Raw genomic sequence first — 26,087 nt, 5'->3', positions numbered from 1 at the left:
TTAGTTTTTCAACTTCTGTTTGAGCAATTTTGGCAACCGAATAAGCATACCCATAAACAAAGTTGCATGCGCTTTGCTCAGCCCTAAGTTATCTCGCCAAGCATGAAAATGGGAGATGCCCTGCTCTGGATAAACAACAGGTGTCGGCACATTAATAAATGAGGTATTTTCCCATTTTAAACGCACCAAAATTTCGCTATCAAAACCCATACGTGGTTGAAACTTAGCGCTGTTTAAAACTTTAATGGTGCTTTCGAGTGGATACACTCTAAACCCACACATACTGTCTTTAATTTCAAAAGACAAACTATTAAGCCACACCCAAAAATGGGTAATGTAACGACCATACAACCGTTTTTTAGGAATAGATTCATCAAAGTACGGCTGACCAATCACCATGGCTTTGGGATGTTGCTGGGATTGTTCAATAAATTTAGGAATGTCATCCCAGTGGTGTTGCCCATCGGAATCAAGTTGTAAGGCATGGCTTAAACCCAACTCATGTGCAGCACGCAGTCCTGTAATCACAGCTTGCCCTTTACCTTTATTCACTTCATGTTCAATTAAATGAATTTGGGAATATTGATCGGCCAATGCCCGTAAAATCTGGCTACAAGCATCATCACTTCCATCATTTACCAATACAATCGGCAAATGAAAGCGATCAAGATAGGCAATCAAGTCAGCTAAATAATGGGGATGGTTATAAACGGGGATAACAAAGCCATAGTTGGTCTGCATTTTTAACCCTCTACTTCCGTTTGCAAAGCGAATAATAAACGACCAGAAGCCAAAATTTGTTCTGAATCGCGTAGCTCAAAACTCACTTTATGCTCTTTTCGAGAAAGCTTAAGTTGTACAATTGCATAAGGACGGATCAGATTTTGAAATTTTAGCTGTTCATAACCCTGACACCAATTTAAGTCCGACCAAATTGATCTAGCAAAATGTTGTAAAAAACCTATTTGCCCGACCCCAGGATAAATAGGCTGTGTTGGGAAATGCCCTTTAAAACAAGCTAACTCTGGTGGAAATTCAAGGCTAAAAATATAGTCATCTGAACTTTGAGACTGCGACAAAACCACAGGTTGTAACATAGGCTTAAATAGAGTCTGCAAATAGCTTTTATTGAGTTTAGACTGCGAGTTTTGCGGTAGCTGACTTAAGAAACGCCATTGACGAGGAATTGCTATAGTTTCCAAGCTGTCTTTCAACTGTTGTTTTAAATGACCAACAAAAGCCGACTTACCTAGTTGCTGTAACTGTTCCCTTGCATCTTCTGTTAAAACAACAATACATCCCAATATTTGACGATGCTCATGTTCAAGTACCAATACATGACATTGCTGTACTGCATCTAAAGCTTGAATGCTTTGCTCGATCGCATCTAGACTCAGACGCTTTTCTTCAAGTTTAATAATTCGATCTGTACGCCCCATCAGCTTAAAAGTCTGACATGTTGCATCTGTCCATGCTGCGCCATCACCTGTCGTAATCCAGTCATCCTCATAGGCATGATTACTCTTCACCATGAGCTGTTGATCTTCAATACGAATAGCTACATTGCTAAAAGCAGTCCAAGCATCCTCATCTTTAGCACGATGGGCAATACCACCTGTTTCAGAACTTCCCAAAACTTCAATAATCGGACGATTTAATAAAGGACGAACCCCACTTTCCAGTTTGCCCCCCGAACTAAAAACCACCTGACATTGTTGTAAAATGACATCTGTGGTCCAGCGTTTTAATAATGCCGGACTTGAGATCAAATAATTGCTTAATTCCAATTTTTCTAATTGTTTTTGAGCCTGTACTACATCTTCAGGAAATGCCATTTGAGGGACATAAAAACTTCGACCCGTCGCAAGTGGTAGCAGTAATTTAAATAGTAAACCATAAATATGCTGATGACTGACCGTAGCGATCGCAATTGCGTGCTCATCGAAATTAAAGCTCTGGCTTAATCCTTGAACTTCGTTGAGTAATTGTCTGAGTGTTCTTGGGATTTTTTTAGGCTCCCCCGTTGAACCTGATGTATAAAAATACAGTTGCGCATGTTCTAAAAAGTCATCATCCAAAATTAAAGATAAAGGAACAACTTTTTCAACATCTTGACGCTTTAAAAAATAAATCTGCTGTGCTGCAAAATCTTGTTCTAGTTCACGTACTCGATTTGGTGGTAAAAGTACTTGTTTTTTCGCTAGCAAAGCAGCAAAGAATAAAACCAGAAATTCATAGCTGTCTGCTTCCCATAATGCCCAAGTTAAATTTTCCATTTGAGCAATTGCAGCAGCTTGCAAAGCAACATCCTGCCAAAATTGAGTAAAACTGGTCGAATGTAGAGCAGCATCTATACAAAGTGGCTGAGCTGAATCGATGAATTTTTGAAAATGACAGTGCATAATTTTTAATTAATGATTTGAAGAATGTAAACGCTGATGTCGCTTACGCAAAATAAATTCACCAACGAACAAAATGCCCATTAGTACATACGAAATAAAGCCATTATAAATGACCCAAACCTGAGTCGATGTAAAAAGTACAGTACTTAAAGCAATCAATGCATTACAGAAAAAGAAAATGCACCATACCTTAGTCATCTGTCTGGTCCACTGCACACCAGAAGGAGGTAAATCAGGTTCAACGAGTCGGGCAAAGCGTTCAATCATAGACGGTGGTTTTATCAGTGTCAGTGCAAAAATAACCAATGCACCCAAACTCATGCCAACCGGATATAACTTTAACCAAGCATGATTATGTGACAGCAAGCTAAGACTGCCACAAACAATGGCAAAACCAGTTAAAGGCCATAATAATGAGTTGCCTTTACTAAAAAGTCTGACCACACCTAATCCGATGAGTAACATACTCACCCAAACAAATTGACCGCGTGTCAAACTCCAACCCACAATAAAGGGATACAACACAAAAAGTGCTGTAATCAACCCTTTAATCACGAGCTTCATTCAGCAGTCATATTCCGAATAACCGTCACAACATCCAGTACAGTTCGCACATTTTTAAAATCTTCAGGTTTTACTTGCTTACCCGTTAACTCTTTAATTTTTACAACTAAATCAACTGCATCAATACTGTCTACATCAAGGTCTGAATATAAGTTTGAATCGAGTTGAACAGACTCTGGTTCAATTTCAAACAAATCTTCCATCCATTCGCGGAGTTTAGTTAATACTTGTTCTTGAGATAACATCATCACGCTCCTTATGACTTCTGCTGTGCTTCAACTAAAGCAACTAAACTCTGGATTGATTTAAAATGCTGTTTGGTTTCATCCGACTCCGCATTTAAATGAATGTTGTAACGCTTTTTCAAAGCCAGTCCCAACTCCAGTGCATCAATCGAGTCTAATCCTAAACCTTCTCCAAATAATGGAGCTTCTGTATCAATATCTGCAATAGTGATATCTTCTAGTGCCAAAACATCAATAATCATTTGCTTTAGTTCATCAGCAAGATTGCTCATTTCACGATAACTCTTCATCAAAAATTTTATAAAAACTACGACTTAACTGACGAACTTGTTTAGGTCCTACTGTTAAATCATCTAACAGATCTGAAACTTGTACAGCATCGAGTACTTTCACTTCGATATGAAATGGTCGAGATGGTACGTGGTACCATTTTTCATTCTTGGTTAATGTCGATGGTGTACAGGTAATAATTACTGGGCGAATTGGTACATTTGCACGAATGGCAATGTTGGCTGCACCGCGCTGAAATTCGTTTAGGGTCATCCCTTTTTCAGTACGCGTTCCTTCCGGAAAAATTAAAAGAGAAGCCGCATTATTTTCTTTCAGACGCGTCACACAGTCTTCAACAAATTGCTGAGAGCCTGCGTTCAAAATATAGCCTGCGCTTTGTACGGGTCCTTTGGTAAAGGGATTCGACCAAAGAGACTGCTTCACCACACAATTAGCCTGCTGCATCATACCAATTAGTACTACAACATCAATCAAACTCGGATGATTGGCGATGACTAGCTCTTGGCGACTATTCTGTAGCTTTTCCAAACCGTCTACCGAATAAGTCATGATGCCCAGTTTAACCATCATTTCGGTAAAGCCTTTAAAACTATACTTAATCACATTTTGTGCACGCTGCTGACGCTTTTCAGAGTCAGAGGTTGTTGCTTTTAGTACTGGCGCGATAACTGAAGCAATTGCCATACCGCCCAGCCCAAAACTGGCAAAGCTAAAACCAGTTGCAGCTACACGCCAGCAATAATTACTTTTTTGCTTGAGGTTTTTAAGATTTAGCATTTGTTCCACCCAAATGCAGATGTTAACTGGTCAGCATCCTGCCAAAAATGAGCAAAAGCAGGAGCATCTGCTTCATCTGTATGCGTCCACGCAGTAATTTGTAAATTAGGTTGCTCGAGAGTAACGACCGCAGCCATCGCATAGGCAGGAAAATCGACTGCCTCAGCATAAATATTAGGTAATGGCTCATCATATGCAACGACTAATACCCGCTTGATATCAGTCATTGACTTTAAAAGTGCATAAGCCTCAATCAAACTTTCAGTCCATGAACAGCTTAGGCTTGTAGCGGGAGTATCATCCTGACATAAAATAGAATAAAGCCCAGAAATTGCATTATGAACAGACGTTGAAAATTGTGTGGGTGATGGGGTTTGCTCACTTAAAACGTCTTGCAAGATATTCAACGTTTTACACTCGTCACCATATCGTGATACCCAAACTATATAATCAGCTTTACTGCCATCTAATGCACCAAGCGCACTATTTAAAGCAAGTTTAGCTAATGGCGATAACCGTCTACGCTGCATAGCTGGAATACAGTCAAGGGCTGTATATGAGGGCTGAGCATGTGTAAATGTGAGCTGAGCAAGATGTAATGTTACCATGCTAAAAGTGAACCCTAAGCAGCATTATTCTGTCGAAATATAAATTATTTTATAAAGATGCTGATTATAGCATTCGTTATGAAATTTACAAAAAATTACGTTTATCATTCACACTTTTTCATAACTCTTGGCACATGCTCATTTATTTGCAATAAAAAACCCAAAGAAGACTTTGGGTTTTTGAACTTTAAAAAGCTTAACGTTTAAACTTTTTCTCAGCTTTTTTGAATTTCTGTACATAACGACGTTTACGTGCCGCAACGCGCTCATCCACTTGTGACTTACGTCCTTCAAATGGGTTTTCCGACGTTTTAAAATCGACACGCACTGGCGTTCCTTCCAGTTTGTAAACTTTGCGGAACACATTCTCAAGGTAACGACGATAATCCGCTGGGGTTTTGTCGACTTTATTACCGTGAATTACGATCGTTGGTGGATTTTGTCCACCCATATGCGCATAACGCATTTTAATACGTTTACCACCCACCATTGGCGGTTGATGTGCATCTGTAGCATCATTCAAAATTTGGGTTAATTTCGCAGGTGAAACTTTTAAATGTGATGAGTCATAAGCACGATGGATAGTTGGGTACATTTCCCCTACACCAGTGCCATGCAATGCCGAGATTAAATGGACTTTCGCCCAAGGAATAAAGTCAAAACGGCGATCAACATCCAGCTTACACTGTTTACGATCGTATTCGGTCATGTTGTCCCATTTGTTAATGGCGATCACCATGGCACGACCTGCTTCAAGTGCGTAACCAATCAAATGTAAATCTTGTTCAACCACACCTTCACGGGCATCAAGAACCACCACAATCACATGTGCATCTTTAATGGCTTGTAGCGTTTTCACGATTGAGAATTTCTCAATCATTTCATCAACTTTACCTTTACGACGCACACCCGCTGTATCAATTAAGGTGTACTGACGACCATCACGTTCAAATGGGATATAAATAGAGTCGCGAGTTGTACCAGGTTGGTCAAATGCCACTACACGATCTTCGCCAAGCAATCGATTGACCAAAGTCGATTTACCCACATTTGGACGACCAATAATCGCTAAACGCAAACCTGTTGCTTTGTCATGCTCTTCTGGATTTTCATCTTCAGGTACGTCTACTAAGACATCCTCAAGCATTTGCTGTACACCACGTCCATGGCTGGCAGCAACTTGTAAGGGTTCACCCATACCAAGTTTGTAGAACTCAACCAACGCAGCTTCTGCATGAACACCATCAACTTTATTGGCAACCAAGTAAACTTTTTTACCCAAAGTACGCAGTTCACGGGCGATTTGTTCGTCCGAAGCCAATAAGCCAGCACGCGCATCAACCACAAAAATGATGATATCTGCTTCATTGATCGCTGTTTTTGACTGCTCAGCCATGTAGTTATCAATACCGCCTTCATTTTCACCAATACCGCCAGTATCAACAACAATGAAAGACTTATTCTGATAAGTCGCATCACCATATTTACGGTCACGAGTCAGGCCCGCGAAGTCGGCTACAAGTGCATCACGACTCTTGGTAATCTGGTTAAATAACGTTGATTTTCCGACATTCGGACGACCAATGAGCGCAATAACGGGTTTCATACAATAACCTTAATCCAAGACCAGCCATATCTCATGGCATGAGCATTAAAAACAGTACAGGAGATATATTTTAAGGTCAGAGATGACCATAATAAAAGACGGGGCTTTGAACTGATTTAATTCAAACACCCCGATATTTTTAACAGCGTAATTTGTTAAGCGCTTATTTTAGCACAAGCGAACGAAATTAACGATTCTGCCAAATACTTAAATCACCTTTTCTGGTCGAAACATAAAGTTGGTTCTCGATAACACGTAATGTATTAACTTCACCACTTGTTTTTGAACGACCAATTAATTTACCTGTTGCTGGTTCAACAAGATGTAATACACCATCTAAATCGCCAACAACAAGATCTTGTCCTAGCACAACCGGATTACTTAAATGACGGTTTAACAAACTATCATTTTCCCAGATTTTTTCACCAGACGCTAAATCGTAAGCTGTTAACTTACCATCTGCTGAAGAGACAAATACTTTGTTATCATAAACTTCTGGACGTTTAGTACTGCTCGAATCTTCACTCCAAACTACACGTTGAGAAGCAAGATCGGTAACAGTCACTTGACCTTGGAAACTGGTCGTTACCATAAACTGTCCAGCTACAGTAGGATCACCATCGATATCAATTAAACGTTGAATATCAGAACGACCTTCGCTTACTGCAACACGACGTTGGAAACGTGGAATACCACTAATCGTATCAATTGCATAAACATACGCATTCGCAGATGCAATTAATACAGTACGAGGATCAAGGCTCACCGGTGATGCCTGACCACGTAAACTAAATTGGACATTGGGTAATTTATAAGCCCAAACTTGTTGACCAGAAGCGGCATCATGCGCAAATACAGTACCATCATTTGCAATGGTAATAACGCGTCCAGATTGAACCAATGACGGGCTTAACAATGCACCCGATAACTGTGCAGTCCACTTCTGTTCGCCTGTTGCCTGATCTAGTGCAAAAAGTTGCCCTTTACTATTACCAACAACAACAAGTCCTTCAGCAGCTTCAACACCAGAGCTCAAGCCTAATTTGCTGACTTTTTTCTCCCAAATGCGTTGTTTACCACGATATGCAGCTACTTCGCCTTTTGGATCAAGAGTGAAAACCACACCGTCGCTTGCATCAAGTTGCAAACGTAATGGATCAGCCTTATCAGTAGAAGAAACACTACGCGAAAACACTGGCGTTAAGGTCTTTTTCGACTCGGTCAATTTCGGTAGAGGATTAGGTTTAACTTCTTTTACTTTATTACTCGAACATCCCACCAGTACAGCCGATGCGATTGCAATTGCCAAAGGCAGTTTGAATTTATGATTCATTAAGACTCTTCCACCTGTGTTTCCAAAATTGGGCGCTCAATCTGTGGATCTTCAACTAAAACGCCAACACTTTCGAGTTTAATTTGTAAAATTTGTCGCTCTTGTTTACGTTCTAGTAACGAATTCCAGGCTGCCTGATACGCTTTTTTAGCAGAATCAACATCTTTCTTAGCAACAAAGATATCACCACGTAACTCTTCTACCGTTGCTTTAAATGCTGGATCGACGTTACCAGACAAGGTTTTTAGTGCTTCATCATATTTGTTTTGCGCCAATTGTGCATCTGCTAAACGCAATTTTACAACCTGAATCAAACCTTCATCTTTTACTTTTGAATTTTCAACTTTCTTTAATGCTTTTTCAGCAGCAGCATAGTCCTGTTTTTCATAGGCTAATTTTGCCAATACAAACTGAGTCTGTATTGCCTGAACAGAATCGATATCATCTTTTACAATTTTATCTGCCGACGCAGTTACCGAACTTAAGGCGTTTGGATTATCAGCACTCGCATTTGCCTCATCCATTAACTGCTGTACTTTTGCAGTTTCTACTTGGCTAGTTGCCAGATTCTTTTTTTGCCAGTATGTCCACCCAAAAAAGGCAATCAACGCAATGAGAATTCCGCTAATCATGGCAGAACCATATTTTTTGGCGAACGACTTTAAGCTGTCGAATTGTTCTTCATCACTTACGCTCATGTGATTGTCCTTTTCCAGATGTTTCAGTTTATTTTGTAAATTTTTGGATTAAAAATGGTACGAGGTCAGCAATCGCGACTTGTGACTGTTCAGCTGTTGCTAGTTCTTTTACTGCAAGCTGCTGTGCATCCCACTCTCGTTCCCCTAAAATCAAAGCAAAGATTGCTCCAGCCTGATCAGCTTTTTTCATCTGGCTTTTCATGCTGCCTTGCGAACCTGTTTTGATTCGAATACTGCTATTTGCAGCTTCTAACTGGTCACGTAATTGTTCCGCTAAAATCAAAGCTTTGGTTTGATAAGCAGGCTCTGCAACCAAAAAGACCTCACAATCACGAATAACTTCGGCCTGTTCAACTTGCTCAAGTAGAAGCAATAAACGCTCCATACCCATCGCAAAACCAACAGCTGGTACTGATTGATCTGGCTTACCTTTTAACTGGCCAACTAAACCGTCGTAGCGTCCACCGGCACATACTGTACCTTGCGAACCAAGTGCAGTTGTTGTCCATTCAAAAACAGTCTTGTTGTAATAATCCAGACCACGCACTAACTTCTGGTTAATTACAAACTGGATACCAGCAGCAGTCAAATAATCTTGTAACTGCTTAAAATGATCCAAACTATCTTCTTTTAAGAAATCATGCAATTTCGGTGCATTTTCCAGAATTTTCTGGGTAGATTCAATTTTAGAATCTAAAATGCGTAACGGGTTTGTTGTTAAGCGACGCTGAGAATCTTCATCCAACGCATCTTTATGCTCGTTTAAAAAAGCAACCAATGCATTGCGGTATTCAGTACGCTCATCAGCCTCACCTAAAGTATTCAACTCAAGTTGAACCTTATCGGCAACACCCATACGTTTCCATAAACGTGCTGTCAACAAAATCAATTCGGCATCAATATCAGGTGTTGCCACGCCAAAAGTTTCCACGCCAAACTGGTGAAACTGACGGTAACGGCCTTTTTGTGGCTTTTCATAACGGAACATAGGTCCCATATACCACACACGCGGTGTAGCACCACGCAACAAATTATGTTCGAGCATCGCACGAACACAACCTGCCGTACCCTCTGGACGTAAGGTTAACGACTCAGGTGGATTACCTTTATCGAAAAAGGTATACATTTCTTTTTCAACAATATCGGTTGCATCACCAATAGTACGTTTAAACAATCCCGTTTGTTCAATAATCGGCAAACGAATTTGTTGATATCCATAAGCATCCATTAAAGATGCTAAATATTGCTCGAGACGTCTCCACGCTACTGTTTGCGTTGGCAAGACGTCATTAAAACCTTTGATTGCGACAATTGAACTCATGATGAACTACGAATAATTTCTTTAGATTTAGCTTCTTCAAGCTCTTGGACACGTTGACGAACCATTGTTTCGATTTCATCAACCAATTGATCGGTATCGATTAAATGGCTTTTTTCACCATTACGATAAACCAATGAACGAGGCGCAGCCCCGACAACCCCGATATCCGCCTCTTTTGCTTCACCCGGGCCATTTACTTTACAACCAATCACTGACACATCCATTGGAGTACGAATATCTTCTAAACGCTCCTCCAAAGCTTGCATCACCTGAATAACATTAAATTCTTGACGAGAACAACTCGGGCAAGCAATAAAGTTAATCCCGTTAGAGCGAAGTCCCAATGATTTTAAGATATCAAAACCAATCTTGATTTCATCTTCTGGTTCAGCAGCAAGCGAAATACGCATCGTATCGCCAATACCTTCCATCAATAATCCGCCAAGGGCAATCGCTGATTTCACAGTACCAGTACGGTAAATACCCGCTTCAGTTACACCAAGATGTAATGGATTATCGATTTGTTTTGAAAGTAAACGATAAGCATCCATCGTTAAAAATACATTTGAGGCTTTTACGCTAACTTTAAATTCATGGAAATTGAGTCGATCTAAAATATCAATATGACGTAAAGCTGATTCAAGAAGTGCTTGCCCAGTAGGCTCACCATATTTTTTCTGTAAATCTTTTTCTAAAGAACCACCATTGACGCCAATACGCATTGAAATGCCATGATGACGTGCAGCAGCAACGACTTCACGAACTTTCTGGTCAGACCCGATATTCCCCGGATTAATACGCAAACAGTCTGCACCATAATCTGCAACTGCTAAGGCAATTCTATGGTCAAAATGAATATCGGCAACTAATGGTACTGAAACGCGCTTACGAATTGCGCCAAATGCTTCAGCAGCTTCCATAGATGGGACCGAAACACGCATAATATCAGCACCTGCTTCAGCGCAACGTTCAATCTGAGCAACGGTTGCATCAACATCGCAAGTTTCAGTGTTTGTCATACTTTGCACGCTAATAGGTGCATCACCACCGACATACACCGACCCAACACGGATTTTACGTGTTGGTCGACGTTTAATTGGGTTCTCTATCATTGTATCGCTCAACTCATGGTATTAGCGGGATAAACGGAATTCAGCTTTACCGTTTACCGTATATGGAGACAATGAAATCTGTTCTTGGTTTAAACTTAATGACACAGCAGTTGCATCATCAAGACGAATCTGAAATGGAGACTCACCATTTAAATTTAAAGTTGATGACTGACGACCTGTCGCCAAAACTTTACCTGTTGCATCAACAATATGAACAGAAGTTGGTCGGTTAAAGTTTAGCACCAATTGATCACCCACTGTTGAGGTGGTATTTCCTTTCATAGGTAAAACTTCAACGTTAGATTGATTTACTTTAGGCAAATCAACATCTTCTTTCGTTGAAGTCCACTTTTGAATACCCATAACAATCAATGACACAACAGCAATAACCAAAATTGCAAGCAGTGCGCGCTTTAACCATTTCTTATTACGGTCACTATTAGAACCAGGGAGTTTACCCATGATTTTAATTGGTGAGTTATTTAAGGCATGATTTGGTAAAAGCCCGGTATCATTTGCATAAATCTCATCAAAGCGCTGAATAATTGCCGTCGCATCTGTATTTAGATATTTTGCATATGAACGGTAATAACCCTTGATAAAAGTCGCTTCTGGCAATGACTTATAATCATCTTGCTCTAAAGCGGTTAGAGTTTTGACCGGCATGTTTAAATCTGAAGAAACTTGCCCTAACTCTTTATTCTGAGCAACTCGAATTTGACGTAAATACTCACCAGGACGTTGAATATTTCCTAAAGCAGAAGTCGGTAAGCTTGAGCCAGTTGGCTGCTGTGAATTAGGATTTATTTCCATACGGCCTCAGTACTATACTGTAATTGCAAATAACGTTGATATTCTGGACTTTCTGGGAACAAGGCACGTAATTGGTTTACTAACACTTGCATTCCCATTTTATCCGCATTGGCTCGAGCCACTCTTACACCAATCCAAAGTGCTCTTGCACCCTGATTTTTCTGCCCCACTGTACGAACATATTGCTCATACATTTGTGTAGCAGCCGGAATCTGCTGCTGCAAATAAAAAATTTCCGCTAACTCTAACATTGAAATATAAGAGTCGCGGTTAGCAAGGAGTGATTGCTTGAATGTTTTTTCAGCATTCGCAACATCACCCAATTTTAAATAAATACGCCCCAGATTTTCTAACGCCTGATAGCGTTGGTCATAACCTAATGTTGTGCCAGCAATACGAAATTGCTCGATCGCATCATTATAGCGTTCCATTTGGTATAAATAAGTACCATAATTATTATGTGCTTGAGCATTATCTGGTTCAGATGAAATTGCTCGTTTAAAATAATGTTCTGCTTTTTCTAAGTTCGGCTTACTACCTTCTTGCTGTAGTAAAATACCCATCATCATATTTGCCGTTGCATCACGGCTATCTACACTTAAAGCTTGATCAAGAGCTCGCTTTGCCGAATCCAAGTCACCTGAACGGATATGTTCAGCAGCAAGTTGTGTACGCACCTTTACCGCTTTTTCTGGGTCTTTTTTTTGCGTATGCGTTGTCTGGCAACCACTTGCCAAAAGCGCAACTGCAACTCCCATACAAAATACCGTTTTTAACTTTGGAGTACTCAAAGCCTGCCCTCAATTTATCCTTGTGTCCGCAAAATCTCTTGACGCTGTGTGACTTTCTTCTGCCACTGTTCAGCACGACGAGTTCTATCAGCCACTTGACCGACTAACTGTCCACATGCAGCGTCAATATCATCACCACGTGTTTGACGAATCGTACACACAAATCCAGCATCAGACAAAGTTTTTTGGAACGAGATAATTCGATTTCGGCTTGAGCGACCATATGGCGCATGCGGGAACGGATTAAATGGAATTAAATTAATTTTACTTGGTAAGTTTTTTAATAATTTAATCATTTGCTGTGCATGTGCAGGATGATCATTTACCCCCTCCAACATCACATATTCAATCGTCACATGTTTACGCGAACTTTCATTACCATCTTTGGCAATATAACGCTGGCATGCTGCAATTAGCTGAGCCAATGGATATTTTTTATTAATTGGCACTAATTCGTTACGTAATTCATCGTTTGGTGCATGTAAAGAAATTGCTAAAGCAACATCAATGTCTTTTGCAAGTTGGTCAATTTTCGGTACAACACCTGACGTTGACAAAGTCACACGGCGCTTAGACATGCCATAGGCAAAGTCATCAAGCATAATCTGCATGGAGCTTAATACGGCATCATAGTTGAGCAATGGCTCACCCATACCCATCATCACGACATTGGTCACTGAACGCTCGCGCTCGGCAACAGGCACTTCTTCCATATAAGAATAGTTTGCCATCCAGAGTTGTCCAATGATTTCATCTGGCGTTAAATCACGTTGGAAACCTTGTTTACCTGTTGAACAAAATGAACAGTCCAATGCACAACCCACTTGTGACGAAATACACAAAGTTTTGCGTAAGCCTGTTTTATCTTCAGCAGGAATTAATACAGTTTCAACCAAAGACCCTGCACCATCACCCACGCGAAAAACCCACTTACGTGTGCCATCTTTTGAATAATGACGGTGAACAACTTCAGGCGCCTTGATTTCACAAATCTGTTCAAGCTTCTCACGTAATTTGCCTGAAATATTGGTCATTTCAGCAAAATCAGTAATGAAGTATTGATGAATCCATTTCATGACTTGTCCAGCACGAAACTTTTTCTCACCAATGTCTTCAAAGAATTTTTCTAATTCAGTACGAGACATGCCGAGTAAATTCACTTTATTTTCGGCAGCAGGGATTACCAGCGTGGACGAAGATTGCTGCTGTCCATCAAGATTTTCAGATGAAACGACCTCTGCAGAACTCATGTGTATTTACCTAAACCATGTCAAAAAACTGAAGATATTGTTCAAGAATCAAACAATATTCTCTTGAGAGAATAAAAAAACCAGATAAGTAGTATACCACTTATCTGGTTTGAATGCTTTCGATTAACGAGTGCGTGGGCAGATCTCGTTGTCAGCAAAGAAGTAAGCAATTTCACGCTCTGCAGAAGCAACTGAGTCAGAACCGTGAGCAGCGTTTTCGTCGATGCTTACAGCAAAGTCAGCACGGATAGTGCCAGGAGCTGCTTCTTTAGGGTTTGTAGCGCCTAAGATTTCACGGTGTGCAAGAACTGCATTTTCGCCTTCAAGAACAGATACAACAACTGGACCAGAAGTCATGAATGCAACTAAGTCACCAAAGAAACCACGTTCTTTATGCTCAGCATAGAAACCTTCAGCATCAGCTTGAGAAAGGTGTTTCATTTTAGTCGCAACAATTTTTAAACCCGCTTTTTCAAAACGAGCAAAAATATCACCGATGTGGTTTTTAGACACTGCATCAGGTTTTACGATAGACAAAGTACGTTCAATAGCCATGAGTGGCTCCTTTATTTTAAGATTTAAACTTTAAAAAATTTGCCGCATTATACCGATGTCATAGGCAATAATCAGCTTTGTATGTGTAAAAGTTGCGATTTTTTCTACTGTTTTTAGCGAACTTCGTCTATCCAGGCCATTTGGATCCCTTCTAGCAATCCTTCTGTCGATTTATTGGGGTCATCATTAAAATCTGGTAAAGCACATACCCATGCATGTAAATCGGTAAAACGAATCCATTGCGGATCAACTTCTGGATGTGCTTCTGACAATTCAATGGCAATATCAATCGTATCTGTCCAACGTAAGCCCATAGCGGCTCCTATCTGTTTAATCTGCTAAATCATGAACTGTGTACTTTAGCAAATCCACAAACCTAATCGTTAGCTTAAGCTGATAAAAATTACCGATGCTTATAAAGCGATGTTCAATAAAGGTGCAGCAAAAATAATCAAACTTGCCACAGCGGCGCCAATTAAAGCCCCTACAATCACATCACTTGGGTAGTGAAGACCAAGCACCATACGAGACAATGCCACAAGCACCATGAAAGGAAACATCGCCGCAAGCAGGACTGGCTGGATATAGCCCAAGACAATCGTGACCATCACGGCATGAAGCGTATGGCCAGATGGAAAGCTGAAATGATCGAGTGGTCTTTCACCGAGCACAATCACCTGATGCACCTGATAAGGGCGAGGTCGCGTTGTTTTATGTTTTAAGAATTTATAGATTGCCGTTCCAAGAGAACCACCCAGTAATAAATAGATGATTTGCAGGCTATAGGTGATGCCTTGCATCCCCCATACGATTGCCAGCATGAGATACCAAAATGGTCCATCACCTACACGACTAATGATTTTGAAAAAAAGGGCAACACGTTGTGAATGAGAGAAATTGTTAAGATATAAACAGCCTCTCAAATCTAAATCGAGTATTTTTATTTTTGCATTCTTAAGTTTCATGGTCATTCTCCTATTTTAGGATACTTAGGTGAAGTCCACAGAGGGCTCCTTCACTACCTGATAAAATGCCTGCTCCAATTGCTGAACCGGAAGTTGCCAACCGCTTTGCTGTACTTTATGACAGGCTTGTACGCCCATTTCTCTAAGTTGTTGTACTGAAGGAAGCTGATAAATTTGTTGTATAAAGTGACTTTTTTGTCCAAGTGGGCTTAACCAGCCATTCACACCATGGGTTAAGTATTGATGTGCACATGCATAATCATACGCGATAACTGGCAAACCGCTTGCCATTGCCTCTAAAACTACGTTACCAAACGTTTCAACTTGACTCGCAAATACGAATACATCCGCACTCGCATAGGCAGTTGCCAAATCTTGACCTCTCAAACTTCCGGTAAAGATAACGCCCTTCGCTTCAGGCAATGATTTTAACCGAGCAAAATCTGGGCCATCTCCCACAATAACTAACTTAGTTTTATGTGGCTGAACAGTTTGTAAGTTGGCATAACTTTCAATCAGCACTTGCACTTCTTTCTCAGGCGACAAACGTCCCACATAGAGCATAACGCGAGTATTCTCATCAGCATCCCATTGCTTTCGCAAATTTTCAGAACGATGCTTTGGTGAAAACCTTGTCGTATCTACGCCGCGCCCAACAACAACCAGTGGACACGTAATACCGAAACCTCGTAATGCTTCTTGTGTATCTTTACTCGGCACACAGGTCACTTGAGTATTGTTGTGAAACCAGCACAGGTATTTTTGAATCGGTTTGACTAAAAAAGCCAAATCAAAGAATCGGCTAAAATCTTGAAAGGGTGAATGAAAGCCGCTAGAAACCGGAATAGCTTTTGCTTTTGCAGCCTGCATGGCAGTTAAACCTAAAGGCCCTTCTGTCACAATGTGGACTACATCTGGCACAAACTTTTCAAAAGCTTTCAATACTTTTAAATATTGTGGCCAACCAAACTGTAATGTTGGATATTTTGGAATCGCTTGCGACATGACCAGACATTCTTGCTCTGGTGTAAAGTCATGACATTTTGCTTTTTGTTCTGGGCGAATCAGTAAAATCTTATGCCCCTGCTTTTGTAAGCCTTGGCATAACTGTAATAATGAAAGTGCCACACCATTAATTTCAGGTGGCCATGTTTCGGTAACAATCGCAATTTTTAAACGCGGGCGAACCAACTCATGTAATGAGTGGGTATTAGACAACTGCTGCTTTTGTTTAAAATAGAATTGGAAGCTTTCAGGAAGTTGCTGTTGTTTTAATAGTGCTGTCGCGTATGAGCTTTGCATAGCGCCATCCATCAATGTATTTATTTTCATGCTTAAAGATTAAGCAGTTTTTTTGACACTTTGATGATAAATGCATGACAGTTTACTGACATGAAAAATAAAAAAAAGCACACTGATGACAGTATGCTTTTCTCTTAGAACTTAATAACGCTTAGCGATTTTGCAATTTTGCATAGTCCATGAGTACATTTGCAGCTTCAGTCACAAAAGTTTCTTCTTCTGGCAATGCAGGACGTTGCGATGCTTTCATTTTAGCGCGAGATTCAGCTAGAGCATCTAATGAAGCTTGATAGCTTTCCCAATTTGCAAAAGGCTTTTGGCCACTTGCTGCACGGCGTTCATTTTCTGCATCTAGAGTCTGTTTCTCTAAACCAAGCAATTCTGCACGGCGTTTATCAATATCAAGTACGACTTGCTTTTGCTCACTTGTAACCTTAGCAATCGCAGTACGTTTATTTAAATATTTAAACTGAGGATCGACAGCAACACGTTGTTCAGAAGACTGAGACAACTTCGCGACATATGGCTGAACAGAACCTTCACGCTTAAACGGTGCAGTCGGAATCGTATCCCATTTCAACGCATTCTTCGATTTACGTTCACCAAACTCTTCGTTATAGATATCGACAAGTTTAATATCTGGCACTACACCTTTATTTTGTGTACTACCACCCGTAATACGGTAGAACTTACGCTGAGTTAAAGTCGCTTGACCGTATGCCAGAGTATCAAGTTGTACCTGAGCTGTACCCTTACCAGTTGTTGTGCTACCAATAATAATACCGCGCTCATAATCTTGAATTGCAGCAGAGTAAATTTCACTCGCTGACGCTGACGCTAGGTTAACCATTACAGCAAGAGGACCAGTGTAAATTTGCTGACCGCCATCGTTGTCTTCAAAAACGCTTACGTTGCCATTACCATCACGAATTTGCACAACTGGACCTGACTTAATCACTTGACCCAGCATACGTGCAACTTCTTCTAATGAACCACCTGGGTCATTACGTAAGTCAATGATAATACCTTCTACTTTCTTCGCTTTTAACGCTTCAAAAGCATTTGCAGTATCTTCCGAAACTGAACGGTACTGTTGACCAGCACGACGTGAACGGTAATCAAAATAGAATGATGGAATTTCAATTACACCCAACAGGTGCTTTTTACCATCACGGTTAACTTCAACTGTACGTGAACGAACACCAGCATCTTCTTCTTGAATGACATCACGCACTAAGGTCACATTACGTGCCTGACTCATTGATGCACCAGCACCAAGAAGTTTTAATGTTACTTTCGTTCCGCGTTTACCACGGATGAGTCCAACAATTTCAGAACTTGACCAACCAACCACATCAATCATTTTCTCGCCTTCTTGGGCGACACCAACGATTCGATCTCCTGATTTCACTTGACCAGACTTACTAGCAGGACCGCCTTCTACAATGGTTTCAATCTTGGTGTAATCTTCATTGCCACGCTCTGGACGAATCGATACACCAATGCCTTCTAGTTGCAAGGTCGTTTGGCGATTCAATTCTATCGCATCAATTGGCGGGTAATAGTTACTATGTGGATCATAGGTCGCCAACATTGCATTTAATGTTTTGTCCAACACATCATCGCTTTTCACACGACTAATTCTTTCAAGCTGACGTGTATAACGTTTAGTTAAGGTCTGAGCTGGCGTTAGATCTTCTGGGCCAGTTAAGTCTTGACCATCAGCAAGTGAAGGGTTTTCTTTTAGCGCTTTTTGTTTAGCCTGCTCTTCTTCACGACTAATGGTTAAGTTGATTAACTGGGAAACCAACATTTTACGCCAGTGGTTTTGTTGCTCAGCTGTCGTTTTAAAATATGGCGCTTTTTCACGATCAACTTCGATATAGCTATTTGGCTGTTTTAAATTTTGCTGTTGTTTTAACTCAGCCAACATGAACTCATAAAACTGTTTTAAACGTTCACGATATTGCTGATGAATAGCAAATGGCCCTGTTAAGTTCCCCGCCTTTAATGAAGCACCAAAATTTGAACCATATAGTTTTTTATAGTTTTGAACTTCAGCGTCTAAAAATAATGAGTGATCTGGGTCAAGATTATCTAAATACATATCGAGAATACGATTTGATGTCGTCGCATCCAAACGCATATTCAAATAATGTTGGCGATCAACTAAAGTTGCCAGTTGGCGGGCTACCAAAGCCTGCTCTTGCGTTGGCTGGATCGATTGAGAAACCACAGCAGTATTCGTTGCTGCTCTCGCTTCATTCATCGTATGAGAGAAGAATAAACCGCCAGTCGCGATCGCTACTGCACAAGCTATAGTTTGAAGTTTCATAAATTTTTAATACTTCCTTGGGTGTTCCTATCTTACATGCTCTGTTTTCGATATGAACTAAGCAGATTCAAAATCTTAACCAACTAAATTGTTTATACCGTGTAGTTTTATCATATTCTGTACTGACAAAATGTAGCAAAACATTGCAAAATTCGCTTATTGTTTTTCAATCAAAATTCAAATGGAACCAATATGATTGGCGCATTGATGCTGGATATCGCCGGCACAGAACTTACTCAAGAAGATATTGAACTATTACGCGCTCCGCAAGTCGGTGGCATGATTTTATTTGCACGGAATATTGAATCTCCGCAACAAGTGCGTGCTTTAACAGACCACATGCGTCAAATTCGTCCAGATATTTTAATTGCTGTCGACCAAGAAGGTGGTCGAGTTCAGCGCCTAAGATCTGGTTTCACCTTATTACCGGCCATGGGCCGTTTTGGTGAACTTTATATTACCCAACCTCAAAAAGCACTTGAGCTAGCTGAACAGTGTGGTTGGCTCATGGCAACCGAAGTCCTTGCAGTCGGCATCGATTTTAGTTTTGCACCAGTTTTAGACCTTAATGCAATTAGTGACGTCATTGGTGACCGAGGTTTCTCTAAAAATATTGAGGATATCGCACCTCTTGCTGGCGCATTTATGCAAGGCATGAAAAAAGCAGGAATGGCAAATACGGGCAAGCACTTCCCAGGCCATGGTTCAGTGAAAGCAGATTCACATGTTGCAGCAGCAATTGACAGCCGTAGCTATGACGAAATCTATAATCATGACATGCAAAGCTTTATCAAGCTCATGCCTCAGCTTGATGCACTCATGCCAGCACATGTGATTTATGATCAGATTGACCCAAATCCAGCTGGTTTTTCACTTTTCTGGATTCAAGAAGTTCTACGCAACCGTTTGAAGTTTGATGGTGTACTTTTCTCTGACGACTTAAGTATGCAAGCTGCATGTGTAGCAGGTGGCGCGGATGCACGTATTCAAGCCGCGCTTTCTGCGGGTTGTGATATGGGGCTTGTGTGTAATGACCGTGATGCGGCATGCACAGCACTAGAAGGTATCGAAAAACTTGCTCTACCAAACCAAGAACGCTTAGAACGTATGCGCGGTCAAATTCCACAAATTCAGATTGGTGAAACCTTATCGCTTGGAAATGAGTGGCAAGCTGTCAAAACAGCCATTGAAGAGTTTAAAAATTCATTCTAAATTATGGATACGTGGAAGCGTCATCTGCAACCTGCGTAGTTCTTAAATAAGTATTGTATTTGCAATATATAAGACAGATGGATGCATCTAACAGGTTTTGCAGATGACAATGGTTTTGCCTACTTTTGCCAAAACAAAAGTAGGTCGAACCGAAGGTTACTCCCGAAATGAAACATTTACACAGTAAAACTCCGCCGTGATGTACTAGTAAGCTTAAATGACATAATTTCAATACAAGATCTTATGTCAGGCAATTAAGATCACAGAAAAACAATAAACCGAGTTCAGGACGAATGACACAACAACTTTCTAAACACCGCCATATTTCTTTTACTGCACACTATACCGGCTATATCTGGTACCAAATGGGGATCTCTCACGAAGCACTTGCTACAGCTAAAGGAAAATCACTGGCGTATTTGGTTCACCCAATAGAATCTTGGGCCGAGAAATATGTGGGTGGCAGCATGCGCACCACACTCAAACAACGCCATACCATGCTTGATCATCATTTAGAGAAGTTAATTCAAGAAAATCCTGATCTACAAGTCCTTGAAATAGCATGTGGCCTGTCCCCTCGTGGATGGTGGTTTAGACAGCATTACCCTTCAATTACCTATCGGGAGCTTGATTTACCCGATATGGCACAAACCAAACAAAATGCACTTCAGCAAATTGAAAAAAATGCGCCTGAAATTTTATCGGTTGATTTATTTACAGAAGCCTTTGCACAAGCATTTGAAGTGTTTGACCCGAACCGCCCATTGGTTGTAATTAGTGAAGGTTTAATTAACTATTTTGATAAAGATTTATTAAAACAACTCATTCAATCGATCGCGCACTACGGTACTGCTTTTAAAACGTTCCACTATTTAACGGATCTGTACCCTGAACCAATTAAAAACAAACTGGCGACCCTGATCTGGAACAGTAGTAAGCTACTTAAATTAATGTCCCGTAGTTCCTTTAGTTTTCATTTTAAAAGTCCTCAAGAAGTGCAGGATTTTTTTAAAGATGCGGGGTTTCAACAAGTCACAGTTGAACAACCACAAATATTTTTTGGGCAAGTTCCTTCCGATGATCATGAGCAACATTTAGGTGATTTGGTCTGGATCATTCACGCGCAAACAAAATAATAAGCATAAAAAATTGGAAGCTCGAAAATTACGAGCTTCCAACTATAAGCAATAGATTAAACAGTTTGTTTTTGACGAGCAATAAAACGGCTTAAACGATCAGCAAGTTCAAAACTACCGTGTTTGAACAAAGCTCGAATCCCCTGCTCTGTACTTTCAAAAATTAAACATTCAATTGAAAAAGTACCTTCTTCATCTTCTAAATGCAGTGCTAAATCACGTGGATGTTCATTTACAAAATCAAGCTTCGAAACATCATCCATTTTTAGATACATGCCAAAGAATGTGACATCAACAATCGTCACTGGCACCTGTACATCAGGTTCGCGATGAGTAAGTTGAGTTTTTGGCTGTAAAACCCGAACCCGTTCTTCACCACGGCGTTCCATCTTTTGCATTTGTTCACGTGTCATGGGAATAATACCATCCAGATTATGGATAGATTCCCCTTTCAAGAAAGTAGTGAACAAACTCATAGTTTCTTTACGGCGTTGCAACTGAGGTACATGATCAGCATTTGCAATAAGTGCAAATTCCATATCCGGACATTGCAAAGCAAAATTTGCATTTTCATGTGGCAGAGTGAAACTGTCATACTGCCCTGCAGCAACGAGAGTTTTACACGCTGGAATTGGCACGTCAGTTAAACGCAAAAGACGATTACAGTTAATTTCATAACGCTCTCGCTCTGTGCCCGTAAACTCAGCCATTTGCCTAAAAAATAATTTTTTAGCTGTAGGCGACATGCGGGTTTTATCTAATTTGGCATGATTCACCAAATATAAAATCACAGCTTGCCCAAACTCTTCCATGCGGTTTTCTTGCATGAGCTTAAGAGACTCTTCCAAAATCATTCGCCAACTTTTTCGGGTCTTTTGCATGACACCCATCAAAATCATGCGATCCATTAATTCTGGACGATGGTAAGCAAAGCAAGATGCTATTACCGACCCCAAAGACATTCCCATAACAGAAACTTTTTGTAGTCCAACAATATCCAGCCAGCGTCCCAACATTTTAGATAAATCAGGTAATTCTAAAGTACCTGCAGATACTCCTGTATCCCGATTGGTAATTTGCTGATTTGCGCCCATAGAAGGTAAATCAATTAAAATGACCGGACCGCTTTCAAACAATTGTTCAACACAATATTTATAAGAATTAAAATTCTGGAAAGCACCGCCCACAATCACAATTGGCGTATTGTGAATCGTTTTTGGATCGGCAATCGCCATATATTCAATCTTCCAGCCGTCAATCCATGTTGTACGAGCAGGTTGTTTAAAACTATCTCTATGGTAGATATCGAAAAAGCCAAAACCGGCATAAGCTTGGTTGATCTCCGAATCCATTTGAATAATGGAATTCATATCCTTGCTTCCTCCTTGCTGTAATTTTTTTATGCTGCAAGAGTTCCTTCTTGAACACGTAATCTTTTATGCACAAAACTTTAAATTTTGTATTAGTTTGTATTGCACAATAACATTCTAAACAATTGTGTGAAATATACGCAATCGCTCAAATGACCGCTCATCTTGTTTAAGTCGCTAATAGTTTGCAAAATATTTAAATGTTTTTTTATGGCGGTCACATTTTTCAAAAAAAGCCATTCATTGTTCCGCATTTGACTGCTACTATCGTAGTCATTGGTAAACGATTAAAAACGGCTATGCAAGATTCAATTGAACAATATATGCAAAAAGTCGGGCAACAAGCACGTGACGCCTCACGCGTCTTAACAAGTGCTTCTACCTCGCTTAAAAATCATGCACTCTCTGCTATTTATACTGCTTTGGAAAATAATCAGGCAGCAATCTTGGCAGCGAATCAAGTGGACATGGATAAAGGTCGTAGCAATCAGCTCGATAGCGCATTGCTTGATCGTCTTGAACTTACGCCCGCACGTTTTAAAGGAATGTTGCAAGGTTTAAAAGATGTGATCGCGCTTGTCGATCCTATTGGGGAAATTACTGATCTTGCATACCGCCCAACAGGTATTCAAATTGGCAAAATGCGTGTACCTCTAGGGGTCGTTGGGATGATTTACGAATCGCGTCCAAATGTCACACTAGAAGCAGCATCTTTAGCCATCAAATCGGGCAATGCCATTATTTTACGTGGTGGTTCAGAAGCACTTGAGTCGAATAAAGCAATTGCAGAAGCCATTAAGCATGGCTTAAAAGTAGCAGGTTTACCTGAACATTCAGTGCAAGTAATTGATACGCCTGATCGTGCAGCAGTTGGCCATCTTATTACCATGGCTGAATATGTGGATGTCATTGTTCCACGTGGTGGTAAAAGCTTAATTGAGCGTGTGACGAATGAAGCACGTATTCCGGTTATTAAGCATCTTGATGGTAACTGTCATGTATTTGTCGAAGCACAAGCAGACCTCCACAAAGCCTTACCTATTACATTGAATGCAAAAACTCATCGCTATGGGGTTTGTAATGCGATGGAAACTCTGCTTGTTGATGAAAGAATTGCAGACGTTTTCTTACCACGTATCGCCGAACTTTATGCAGAAAAGCAAGTTGAACTTCGAGGCTGCCCAGAAACACGTCGAATTTTAGGCCCATCTGTTAAAGCTGCAACGGAAGAAGATTGGTATACCGAATATTTAGGGCCAATTCTTGCAATTAAGGTTGTTAGTGGTTTAGACGAAGCAATTGACCATATCAACAAATATGGTTCACATCACACCGATGCGATTGTGACCGAAAATTATAGTTTGGCGCGTCAATTCTTGGCTCGTGTAGATTCGAGTTCAGTGGTTGTCAATGCTTCGACTCGTTTTGCTGATGGTTTTGAATATGGCTTGGGTGCAGAAATTGGTATCTCTACAGATAAAATCCATGCACGTGGTCCGGTTGGTTTAGAAGGTTTAACTTCTCAAAAATGGATTGTGTTAGGTGACGGTCAGATTCGTCAATAATCGATCTACTATTCCAAACAAAAACGCCTGATATTAATCAGGCGTTTTTATTTATTTTATTATTCAAATTTTTACAATCATAAAAAACCAGCCCGATGGCTGGTTTTTTTAAGCACATACTACTTAGAAAATAAAGTCGGTATTTACAAATTTAGAATAGTGCTCAGACACCATAGAGGCCAGCATACCTTTGCTGTCATCAGTCTGTTTAGCAGCAATCATAGAACGGATAGAGAATGCACGCAGCGCATCATGCACAGACAATGTACCTTCCGCAGAATCTTTACGACCACCGAATGGAAACACATCTGGACCACGTTGGCACTGACAATTAATATTCACACGACAAACCTGATTGACCAGCGGATCAACCAAATGACCAATTTGCTCAGGGTCGCTACCAAAAATACTCACCTGCTGACCATGATCAGAAGTAGTGACATATTCCAGCACAGTTTCAATGTCATCATAAACAGAGACTGGTACCACTGGACCAAACTGTTCTTCACGATACAGTCTCATGCCTTCAGTCACTGGATAAACTACGGCTGGATAGAACATAGTTTTGCAGAATTCACCACCTTCTACATTAACCACTTTTGCCCCTTTAGCCACGGCATCTTCAATGACTTCAGTCATGTAGGCCGTACGGTGCATGCCTGGCAGCGGAGTAATAAATACACCTTTTTCCCACGGCATACCCACTTTCAGCTTGGCCAGTTCAGCCGTTAAGCGGTTAACAAATTCATCGGCTATCGAGCGATGTACCATCAGCATCTTGAGCGCAGTACAACGCTGACCATTAAACGACAATGCACCCAGCAGACACTCTTTCACTGTCAGATCCAAGTCGGCATCCGGCAGAATAATGGCAGCATTCTTCGCATCCAGCCCCAAAATCGCACGTAGACGGTGAGATTTAGGATGTTGCTTTTTCAAGTAATCGGCCACTTTGCTAGAACCAATCAGCGCCAATACGTTGATTTTTCCAGATGCCAACAGATGCGGCACCACCAGTGAGCCTGGTGCATAGATGGTATTGATCACACCTTTCGGGAATGATTCACGGAATGCTTCCAGCAATGGTTCAAACAACAAGGTACCAAATTGAGGTGGTTTGAAGACGATGGTATTGCCCATTAGCATAGCCGGAATTAGGGTAGCAAAGGTTTCATTCAGCGGGTAGTTGTATGGCCCCATACACAACACGACACCCAACGGGGTACGACGGATTTGACCAATGGTACCTTCAGCAATCACAAAGCGAGAGTTGGCATTGTCTAGGTCTTTCAGCGCATCAATGGTTTGACGCATATAGGTGACAGTGCGGTCAAACTCTTTCTCAGAGTCAGCCAAGCTCTTGCCAATTTCCCACATGATCAGTTTAACAATCAGGTCTCGTCGCTCCACCATACGCTGAATGAAATTCTGCATACAGGCGATGCGCTCACCAACTTTCATCATTGGCCATTCACCACGACCATTGTTGTAGGCCCGCACTGCTGCTTCTAGTGCTTCGTCGCTTTCTTTCTCACCCATGACTGGATAACTGCCAAGCTCAACTTGCTGCAAACTACCATCAGGCTGCTGAGTCCAGATTGGGGACAATGTTTTCTTGGTTGCACCAGCCCACAACTTCAGCTCACCATCTACTAATGAGACACGCTGATGAATCTGGGATGGCAGACGCACGTTCTCAGGAATACTATCTACTACGGGAAATTTCTGCTGCAAATTATTTGAATGACTCATTCTTGTTATCTCCAAGTTTTATATATTTATGTATTTATATATTCGAACCTAGCCCGCTATGATCAGGCCTTGTTCCTGTGAATA

At 40.8% G+C, this 26,087-nt stretch carries 25 protein-coding genes; 3 read left to right on the top strand and 22 right to left on the bottom strand.

Annotated features, from left to right (window positions below; translation table 11 throughout):
- The 20 genes from BMW38_RS08865 to BMW38_RS08770 all read right to left on the bottom strand — a co-directional run bounded on the left by BMW38_RS08865 (position 1) and on the right by BMW38_RS08770 (position 18,968).
- A complete protein-coding gene (locus tag BMW38_RS08865; RefSeq protein ID WP_092707327.1) occupies positions 1 to 741 on the bottom strand; it encodes a glycosyltransferase family 2 protein in 741 nt (246 codons plus the stop codon).
- 2 nt (positions 742 to 743) lie between these two features.
- Positions 744 to 2,402: an AMP-binding protein gene (locus BMW38_RS08860; RefSeq protein WP_092707325.1), complete on the bottom strand. Its 1,659-nt coding sequence runs from the start codon at positions 2,400 to 2,402 to the stop codon at positions 744 to 746.
- Positions 2,403 to 2,411: 9 nt separating this feature from the next.
- Positions 2,412 to 2,966: a COG4648 family protein gene (locus BMW38_RS08855; RefSeq protein ID WP_139193534.1), complete on the bottom strand. Its 555-nt coding sequence runs from the start codon at positions 2,964 to 2,966 to the stop codon at positions 2,412 to 2,414.
- The gene (locus BMW38_RS08850) at positions 2,963 to 3,217 is read right to left on the bottom strand and encodes an acyl carrier protein (protein WP_080592314.1); all 255 of its coding nucleotides are present in this window, start codon (positions 3,215 to 3,217) and stop codon (positions 2,963 to 2,965) included. Before BMW38_RS08850 ends, BMW38_RS08855 begins: the two co-directional genes overlap by 4 nt.
- Before the next feature lie 5 nt (positions 3,218 to 3,222).
- Entirely contained in the window at positions 3,223 to 3,483 is a 261-nt protein-coding gene (locus BMW38_RS08845) for a phosphopantetheine-binding protein (RefSeq protein ID WP_000067033.1), read from the bottom strand.
- A gap of 1 nt (position 3,484) precedes the next feature.
- The gene (locus BMW38_RS08840) at positions 3,485 to 4,288 is read right to left on the bottom strand and encodes a lysophospholipid acyltransferase family protein (protein ID WP_092707323.1); all 804 of its coding nucleotides are present in this window, start codon (positions 4,286 to 4,288) and stop codon (positions 3,485 to 3,487) included.
- The gene (locus tag BMW38_RS08835) at positions 4,273 to 4,887 is read right to left on the bottom strand and encodes a beta-ketoacyl synthase chain length factor (RefSeq protein ID WP_092707321.1); all 615 of its coding nucleotides are present in this window, start codon (positions 4,885 to 4,887) and stop codon (positions 4,273 to 4,275) included. Before BMW38_RS08835 ends, BMW38_RS08840 begins: the two co-directional genes overlap by 16 nt.
- Before the next feature lie 196 nt (positions 4,888 to 5,083).
- Positions 5,084 to 6,493: a ribosome biogenesis GTPase Der gene (gene der, locus BMW38_RS08830; protein WP_003654885.1), complete on the bottom strand. Its 1,410-nt coding sequence runs from the start codon at positions 6,491 to 6,493 to the stop codon at positions 5,084 to 5,086.
- A gap of 187 nt (positions 6,494 to 6,680) precedes the next feature.
- A complete protein-coding gene (gene bamB / locus BMW38_RS08825) occupies positions 6,681 to 7,826 on the bottom strand; it encodes an outer membrane protein assembly factor BamB (RefSeq protein WP_092707319.1) in 1,146 nt (381 codons plus the stop codon).
- Entirely contained in the window at positions 7,826 to 8,524 is a 699-nt protein-coding gene (locus BMW38_RS08820; RefSeq protein WP_004641116.1) for a YfgM family protein, read from the bottom strand. The genes bamB and BMW38_RS08820 overlap by 1 nt, the downstream gene beginning before the upstream one ends.
- Positions 8,525 to 8,552: 28 nt before the next feature.
- Positions 8,553 to 9,845 (bottom strand): histidine--tRNA ligase, encoded by a 1,293-nt coding sequence (gene hisS / locus BMW38_RS08815; protein ID WP_017388395.1) that lies wholly within the window; start codon positions 9,843 to 9,845, stop codon positions 8,553 to 8,555.
- On the bottom strand, positions 9,842 to 10,957 hold the full coding sequence (gene ispG, locus BMW38_RS08810; RefSeq protein WP_092707317.1) for a flavodoxin-dependent (E)-4-hydroxy-3-methylbut-2-enyl-diphosphate synthase: 1,116 nt from the start codon (positions 10,955 to 10,957) through the stop codon (positions 9,842 to 9,844). The genes hisS and ispG overlap by 4 nt, the downstream gene beginning before the upstream one ends.
- 21 nt (positions 10,958 to 10,978) lie before the next feature.
- Complete coding sequence (locus BMW38_RS08805) at positions 10,979 to 11,770, bottom strand: helix-turn-helix domain-containing protein (protein WP_092707315.1); 792 nt, start codon at positions 11,768 to 11,770, stop codon at positions 10,979 to 10,981.
- On the bottom strand, positions 11,761 to 12,561 hold the full coding sequence (pilW, locus tag BMW38_RS08800) for a type IV pilus biogenesis/stability protein PilW (RefSeq protein ID WP_003654874.1): 801 nt from the start codon (positions 12,559 to 12,561) through the stop codon (positions 11,761 to 11,763). Before pilW ends, BMW38_RS08805 begins: the two co-directional genes overlap by 10 nt.
- Positions 12,562 to 12,575: 14 nt before the next feature.
- Positions 12,576 to 13,811 carry a 23S rRNA (adenine(2503)-C(2))-methyltransferase RlmN gene (gene rlmN / locus BMW38_RS08795; protein ID WP_092707313.1) on the bottom strand — a complete coding sequence of 412 codons (1,236 nt, stop codon included), beginning with the start codon at positions 13,809 to 13,811 and terminating at the stop codon, positions 12,576 to 12,578.
- Between the two features lie 123 nt (positions 13,812 to 13,934).
- Positions 13,935 to 14,366, bottom strand: coding sequence for a nucleoside-diphosphate kinase (ndk, locus tag BMW38_RS08790; protein WP_003654870.1), 432 nt, complete (start codon positions 14,364 to 14,366; stop codon positions 13,935 to 13,937).
- A gap of 113 nt (positions 14,367 to 14,479) precedes the next feature.
- A complete protein-coding gene (gene iscX, locus BMW38_RS08785; RefSeq protein ID WP_003654869.1) occupies positions 14,480 to 14,680 on the bottom strand; it encodes a Fe-S cluster assembly protein IscX in 201 nt (66 codons plus the stop codon).
- Between the two features lie 99 nt (positions 14,681 to 14,779).
- A complete protein-coding gene (locus tag BMW38_RS08780; RefSeq protein WP_017391286.1) occupies positions 14,780 to 15,331 on the bottom strand; it encodes a phosphatase PAP2 family protein in 552 nt (183 codons plus the stop codon).
- Between the two features lie 24 nt (positions 15,332 to 15,355).
- Positions 15,356 to 16,645, bottom strand: coding sequence for a glycosyltransferase family 4 protein (locus tag BMW38_RS08775; protein WP_092707311.1), 1,290 nt, complete (start codon positions 16,643 to 16,645; stop codon positions 15,356 to 15,358).
- 139 nt (positions 16,646 to 16,784) lie between these two features.
- On the bottom strand, positions 16,785 to 18,968 hold the full coding sequence (locus BMW38_RS08770; RefSeq protein WP_080026275.1) for a carboxy terminal-processing peptidase: 2,184 nt from the start codon (positions 18,966 to 18,968) through the stop codon (positions 16,785 to 16,787).
- A gap of 192 nt (positions 18,969 to 19,160) precedes the next feature.
- Here BMW38_RS08770 and nagZ point away from each other — a divergent pair, with 192 nt between their 5' ends.
- Positions 19,161 to 20,180, top strand: coding sequence for a beta-N-acetylhexosaminidase (gene nagZ / locus BMW38_RS08765; RefSeq protein ID WP_092707309.1), 1,020 nt, complete (start codon positions 19,161 to 19,163; stop codon positions 20,178 to 20,180).
- A 293-nt stretch (positions 20,181 to 20,473) separates the two neighbouring features.
- A complete protein-coding gene (locus BMW38_RS08760) occupies positions 20,474 to 21,316 on the top strand; it encodes a class I SAM-dependent methyltransferase (RefSeq protein WP_092707307.1) in 843 nt (280 codons plus the stop codon).
- 56 nt (positions 21,317 to 21,372) lie between these two features.
- Here BMW38_RS08760 and BMW38_RS08755 read toward each other — a convergent pair whose 3' ends face one another.
- Positions 21,373 to 22,686, bottom strand: coding sequence for an alpha/beta fold hydrolase (locus BMW38_RS08755; RefSeq protein ID WP_213031131.1), 1,314 nt, complete (start codon positions 22,684 to 22,686; stop codon positions 21,373 to 21,375).
- Positions 22,687 to 22,985: 299 nt separating this feature from the next.
- Here BMW38_RS08755 and BMW38_RS08750 point away from each other — a divergent pair, with 299 nt between their 5' ends.
- Positions 22,986 to 24,251, top strand: coding sequence for a glutamate-5-semialdehyde dehydrogenase (locus BMW38_RS08750; protein WP_092707454.1), 1,266 nt, complete (start codon positions 22,986 to 22,988; stop codon positions 24,249 to 24,251).
- A 123-nt stretch (positions 24,252 to 24,374) separates the two neighbouring features.
- On the opposite strand, the gene BMW38_RS08745 is transcribed toward BMW38_RS08750, so the two are convergent.
- Entirely contained in the window at positions 24,375 to 26,003 is a 1,629-nt protein-coding gene (locus BMW38_RS08745; RefSeq protein WP_092707305.1) for an NADP-dependent glyceraldehyde-3-phosphate dehydrogenase, read from the bottom strand.
- Positions 26,004 to 26,087 lie beyond the last annotated feature (84 nt).

Origin of the sequence: Acinetobacter sp. yr461 (assembly GCF_900110445.1) — a bacterium.
In the GTDB taxonomy this organism is placed as follows: Bacteria; Pseudomonadota; Gammaproteobacteria; order Pseudomonadales; family Moraxellaceae; genus Acinetobacter; species Acinetobacter calcoaceticus.
Note: the sequence above shows the minus strand (reverse complement) of the source record. Positions and strands in the feature narration are given on the sequence as shown.

Excerpts from the sequence above, each read along its gene's own strand:
- BMW38_RS08835 (WP_092707321.1), bottom strand. The coding sequence starts at position 4,887 with ATGGTAACATTACATCTTGCTCAGCTCACATTTACACATGCTCAGCCC.
- BMW38_RS08780 (WP_017391286.1), bottom strand. The coding sequence starts at position 15,331 with ATGAAACTTAAGAATGCAAAAATAAAAATACTCGATTTAGATTTGAGA.
- iscX (WP_003654869.1), bottom strand. The coding sequence starts at position 14,680 with ATGGGCTTACGTTGGACAGATACGATTGATATTGCCATTGAATTGTCA.
- BMW38_RS08760 (WP_092707307.1), top strand. The coding sequence starts at position 20,474 with ATGACACAACAACTTTCTAAACACCGCCATATTTCTTTTACTGCACAC.
- BMW38_RS08860 (WP_092707325.1), bottom strand. The coding sequence starts at position 2,402 with ATGCACTGTCATTTTCAAAAATTCATCGATTCAGCTCAGCCACTTTGT.
- BMW38_RS08770 (WP_080026275.1), bottom strand. The coding sequence starts at position 18,968 with ATGAAACTTCAAACTATAGCTTGTGCAGTAGCGATCGCGACTGGCGGT.
- BMW38_RS08805 (WP_092707315.1), bottom strand. The coding sequence starts at position 11,770 with ATGGAAATAAATCCTAATTCACAGCAGCCAACTGGCTCAAGCTTACCG.
- BMW38_RS08845 (WP_000067033.1), bottom strand. The coding sequence starts at position 3,483 with ATGAGCAATCTTGCTGATGAACTAAAGCAAATGATTATTGATGTTTTG.
- nagZ (WP_092707309.1), top strand. The coding sequence starts at position 19,161 with ATGATTGGCGCATTGATGCTGGATATCGCCGGCACAGAACTTACTCAA.
- bamB (WP_092707319.1), bottom strand. The coding sequence starts at position 7,826 with ATGAATCATAAATTCAAACTGCCTTTGGCAATTGCAATCGCATCGGCT.
- der (WP_003654885.1), bottom strand. The coding sequence starts at position 6,493 with ATGAAACCCGTTATTGCGCTCATTGGTCGTCCGAATGTCGGAAAATCA.
- BMW38_RS08775 (WP_092707311.1), bottom strand. The coding sequence starts at position 16,645 with ATGGATGGCGCTATGCAAAGCTCATACGCGACAGCACTATTAAAACAA.
- ispG (WP_092707317.1), bottom strand. The coding sequence starts at position 10,957 with ATGATAGAGAACCCAATTAAACGTCGACCAACACGTAAAATCCGTGTT.
- ndk (WP_003654870.1), bottom strand. The coding sequence starts at position 14,366 with ATGGCTATTGAACGTACTTTGTCTATCGTAAAACCTGATGCAGTGTCT.
- rlmN (WP_092707313.1), bottom strand. The coding sequence starts at position 13,811 with ATGAGTTCTGCAGAGGTCGTTTCATCTGAAAATCTTGATGGACAGCAG.
- BMW38_RS08855 (WP_139193534.1), bottom strand. The coding sequence starts at position 2,966 with ATGAAGCTCGTGATTAAAGGGTTGATTACAGCACTTTTTGTGTTGTAT.
- BMW38_RS08820 (WP_004641116.1), bottom strand. The coding sequence starts at position 8,524 with ATGAGCGTAAGTGATGAAGAACAATTCGACAGCTTAAAGTCGTTCGCC.
- BMW38_RS08745 (WP_092707305.1), bottom strand. The coding sequence starts at position 26,003 with ATGAGTCATTCAAATAATTTGCAGCAGAAATTTCCCGTAGTAGATAGT.
- BMW38_RS08750 (WP_092707454.1), top strand. The coding sequence starts at position 22,986 with ATGCAAGATTCAATTGAACAATATATGCAAAAAGTCGGGCAACAAGCA.
- hisS (WP_017388395.1), bottom strand. The coding sequence starts at position 9,845 with ATGAGTTCAATTGTCGCAATCAAAGGTTTTAATGACGTCTTGCCAACG.
- BMW38_RS08865 (WP_092707327.1), bottom strand. The coding sequence starts at position 741 with ATGCAGACCAACTATGGCTTTGTTATCCCCGTTTATAACCATCCCCAT.
- BMW38_RS08755 (WP_213031131.1), bottom strand. The coding sequence starts at position 22,686 with ATGAATTCCATTATTCAAATGGATTCGGAGATCAACCAAGCTTATGCC.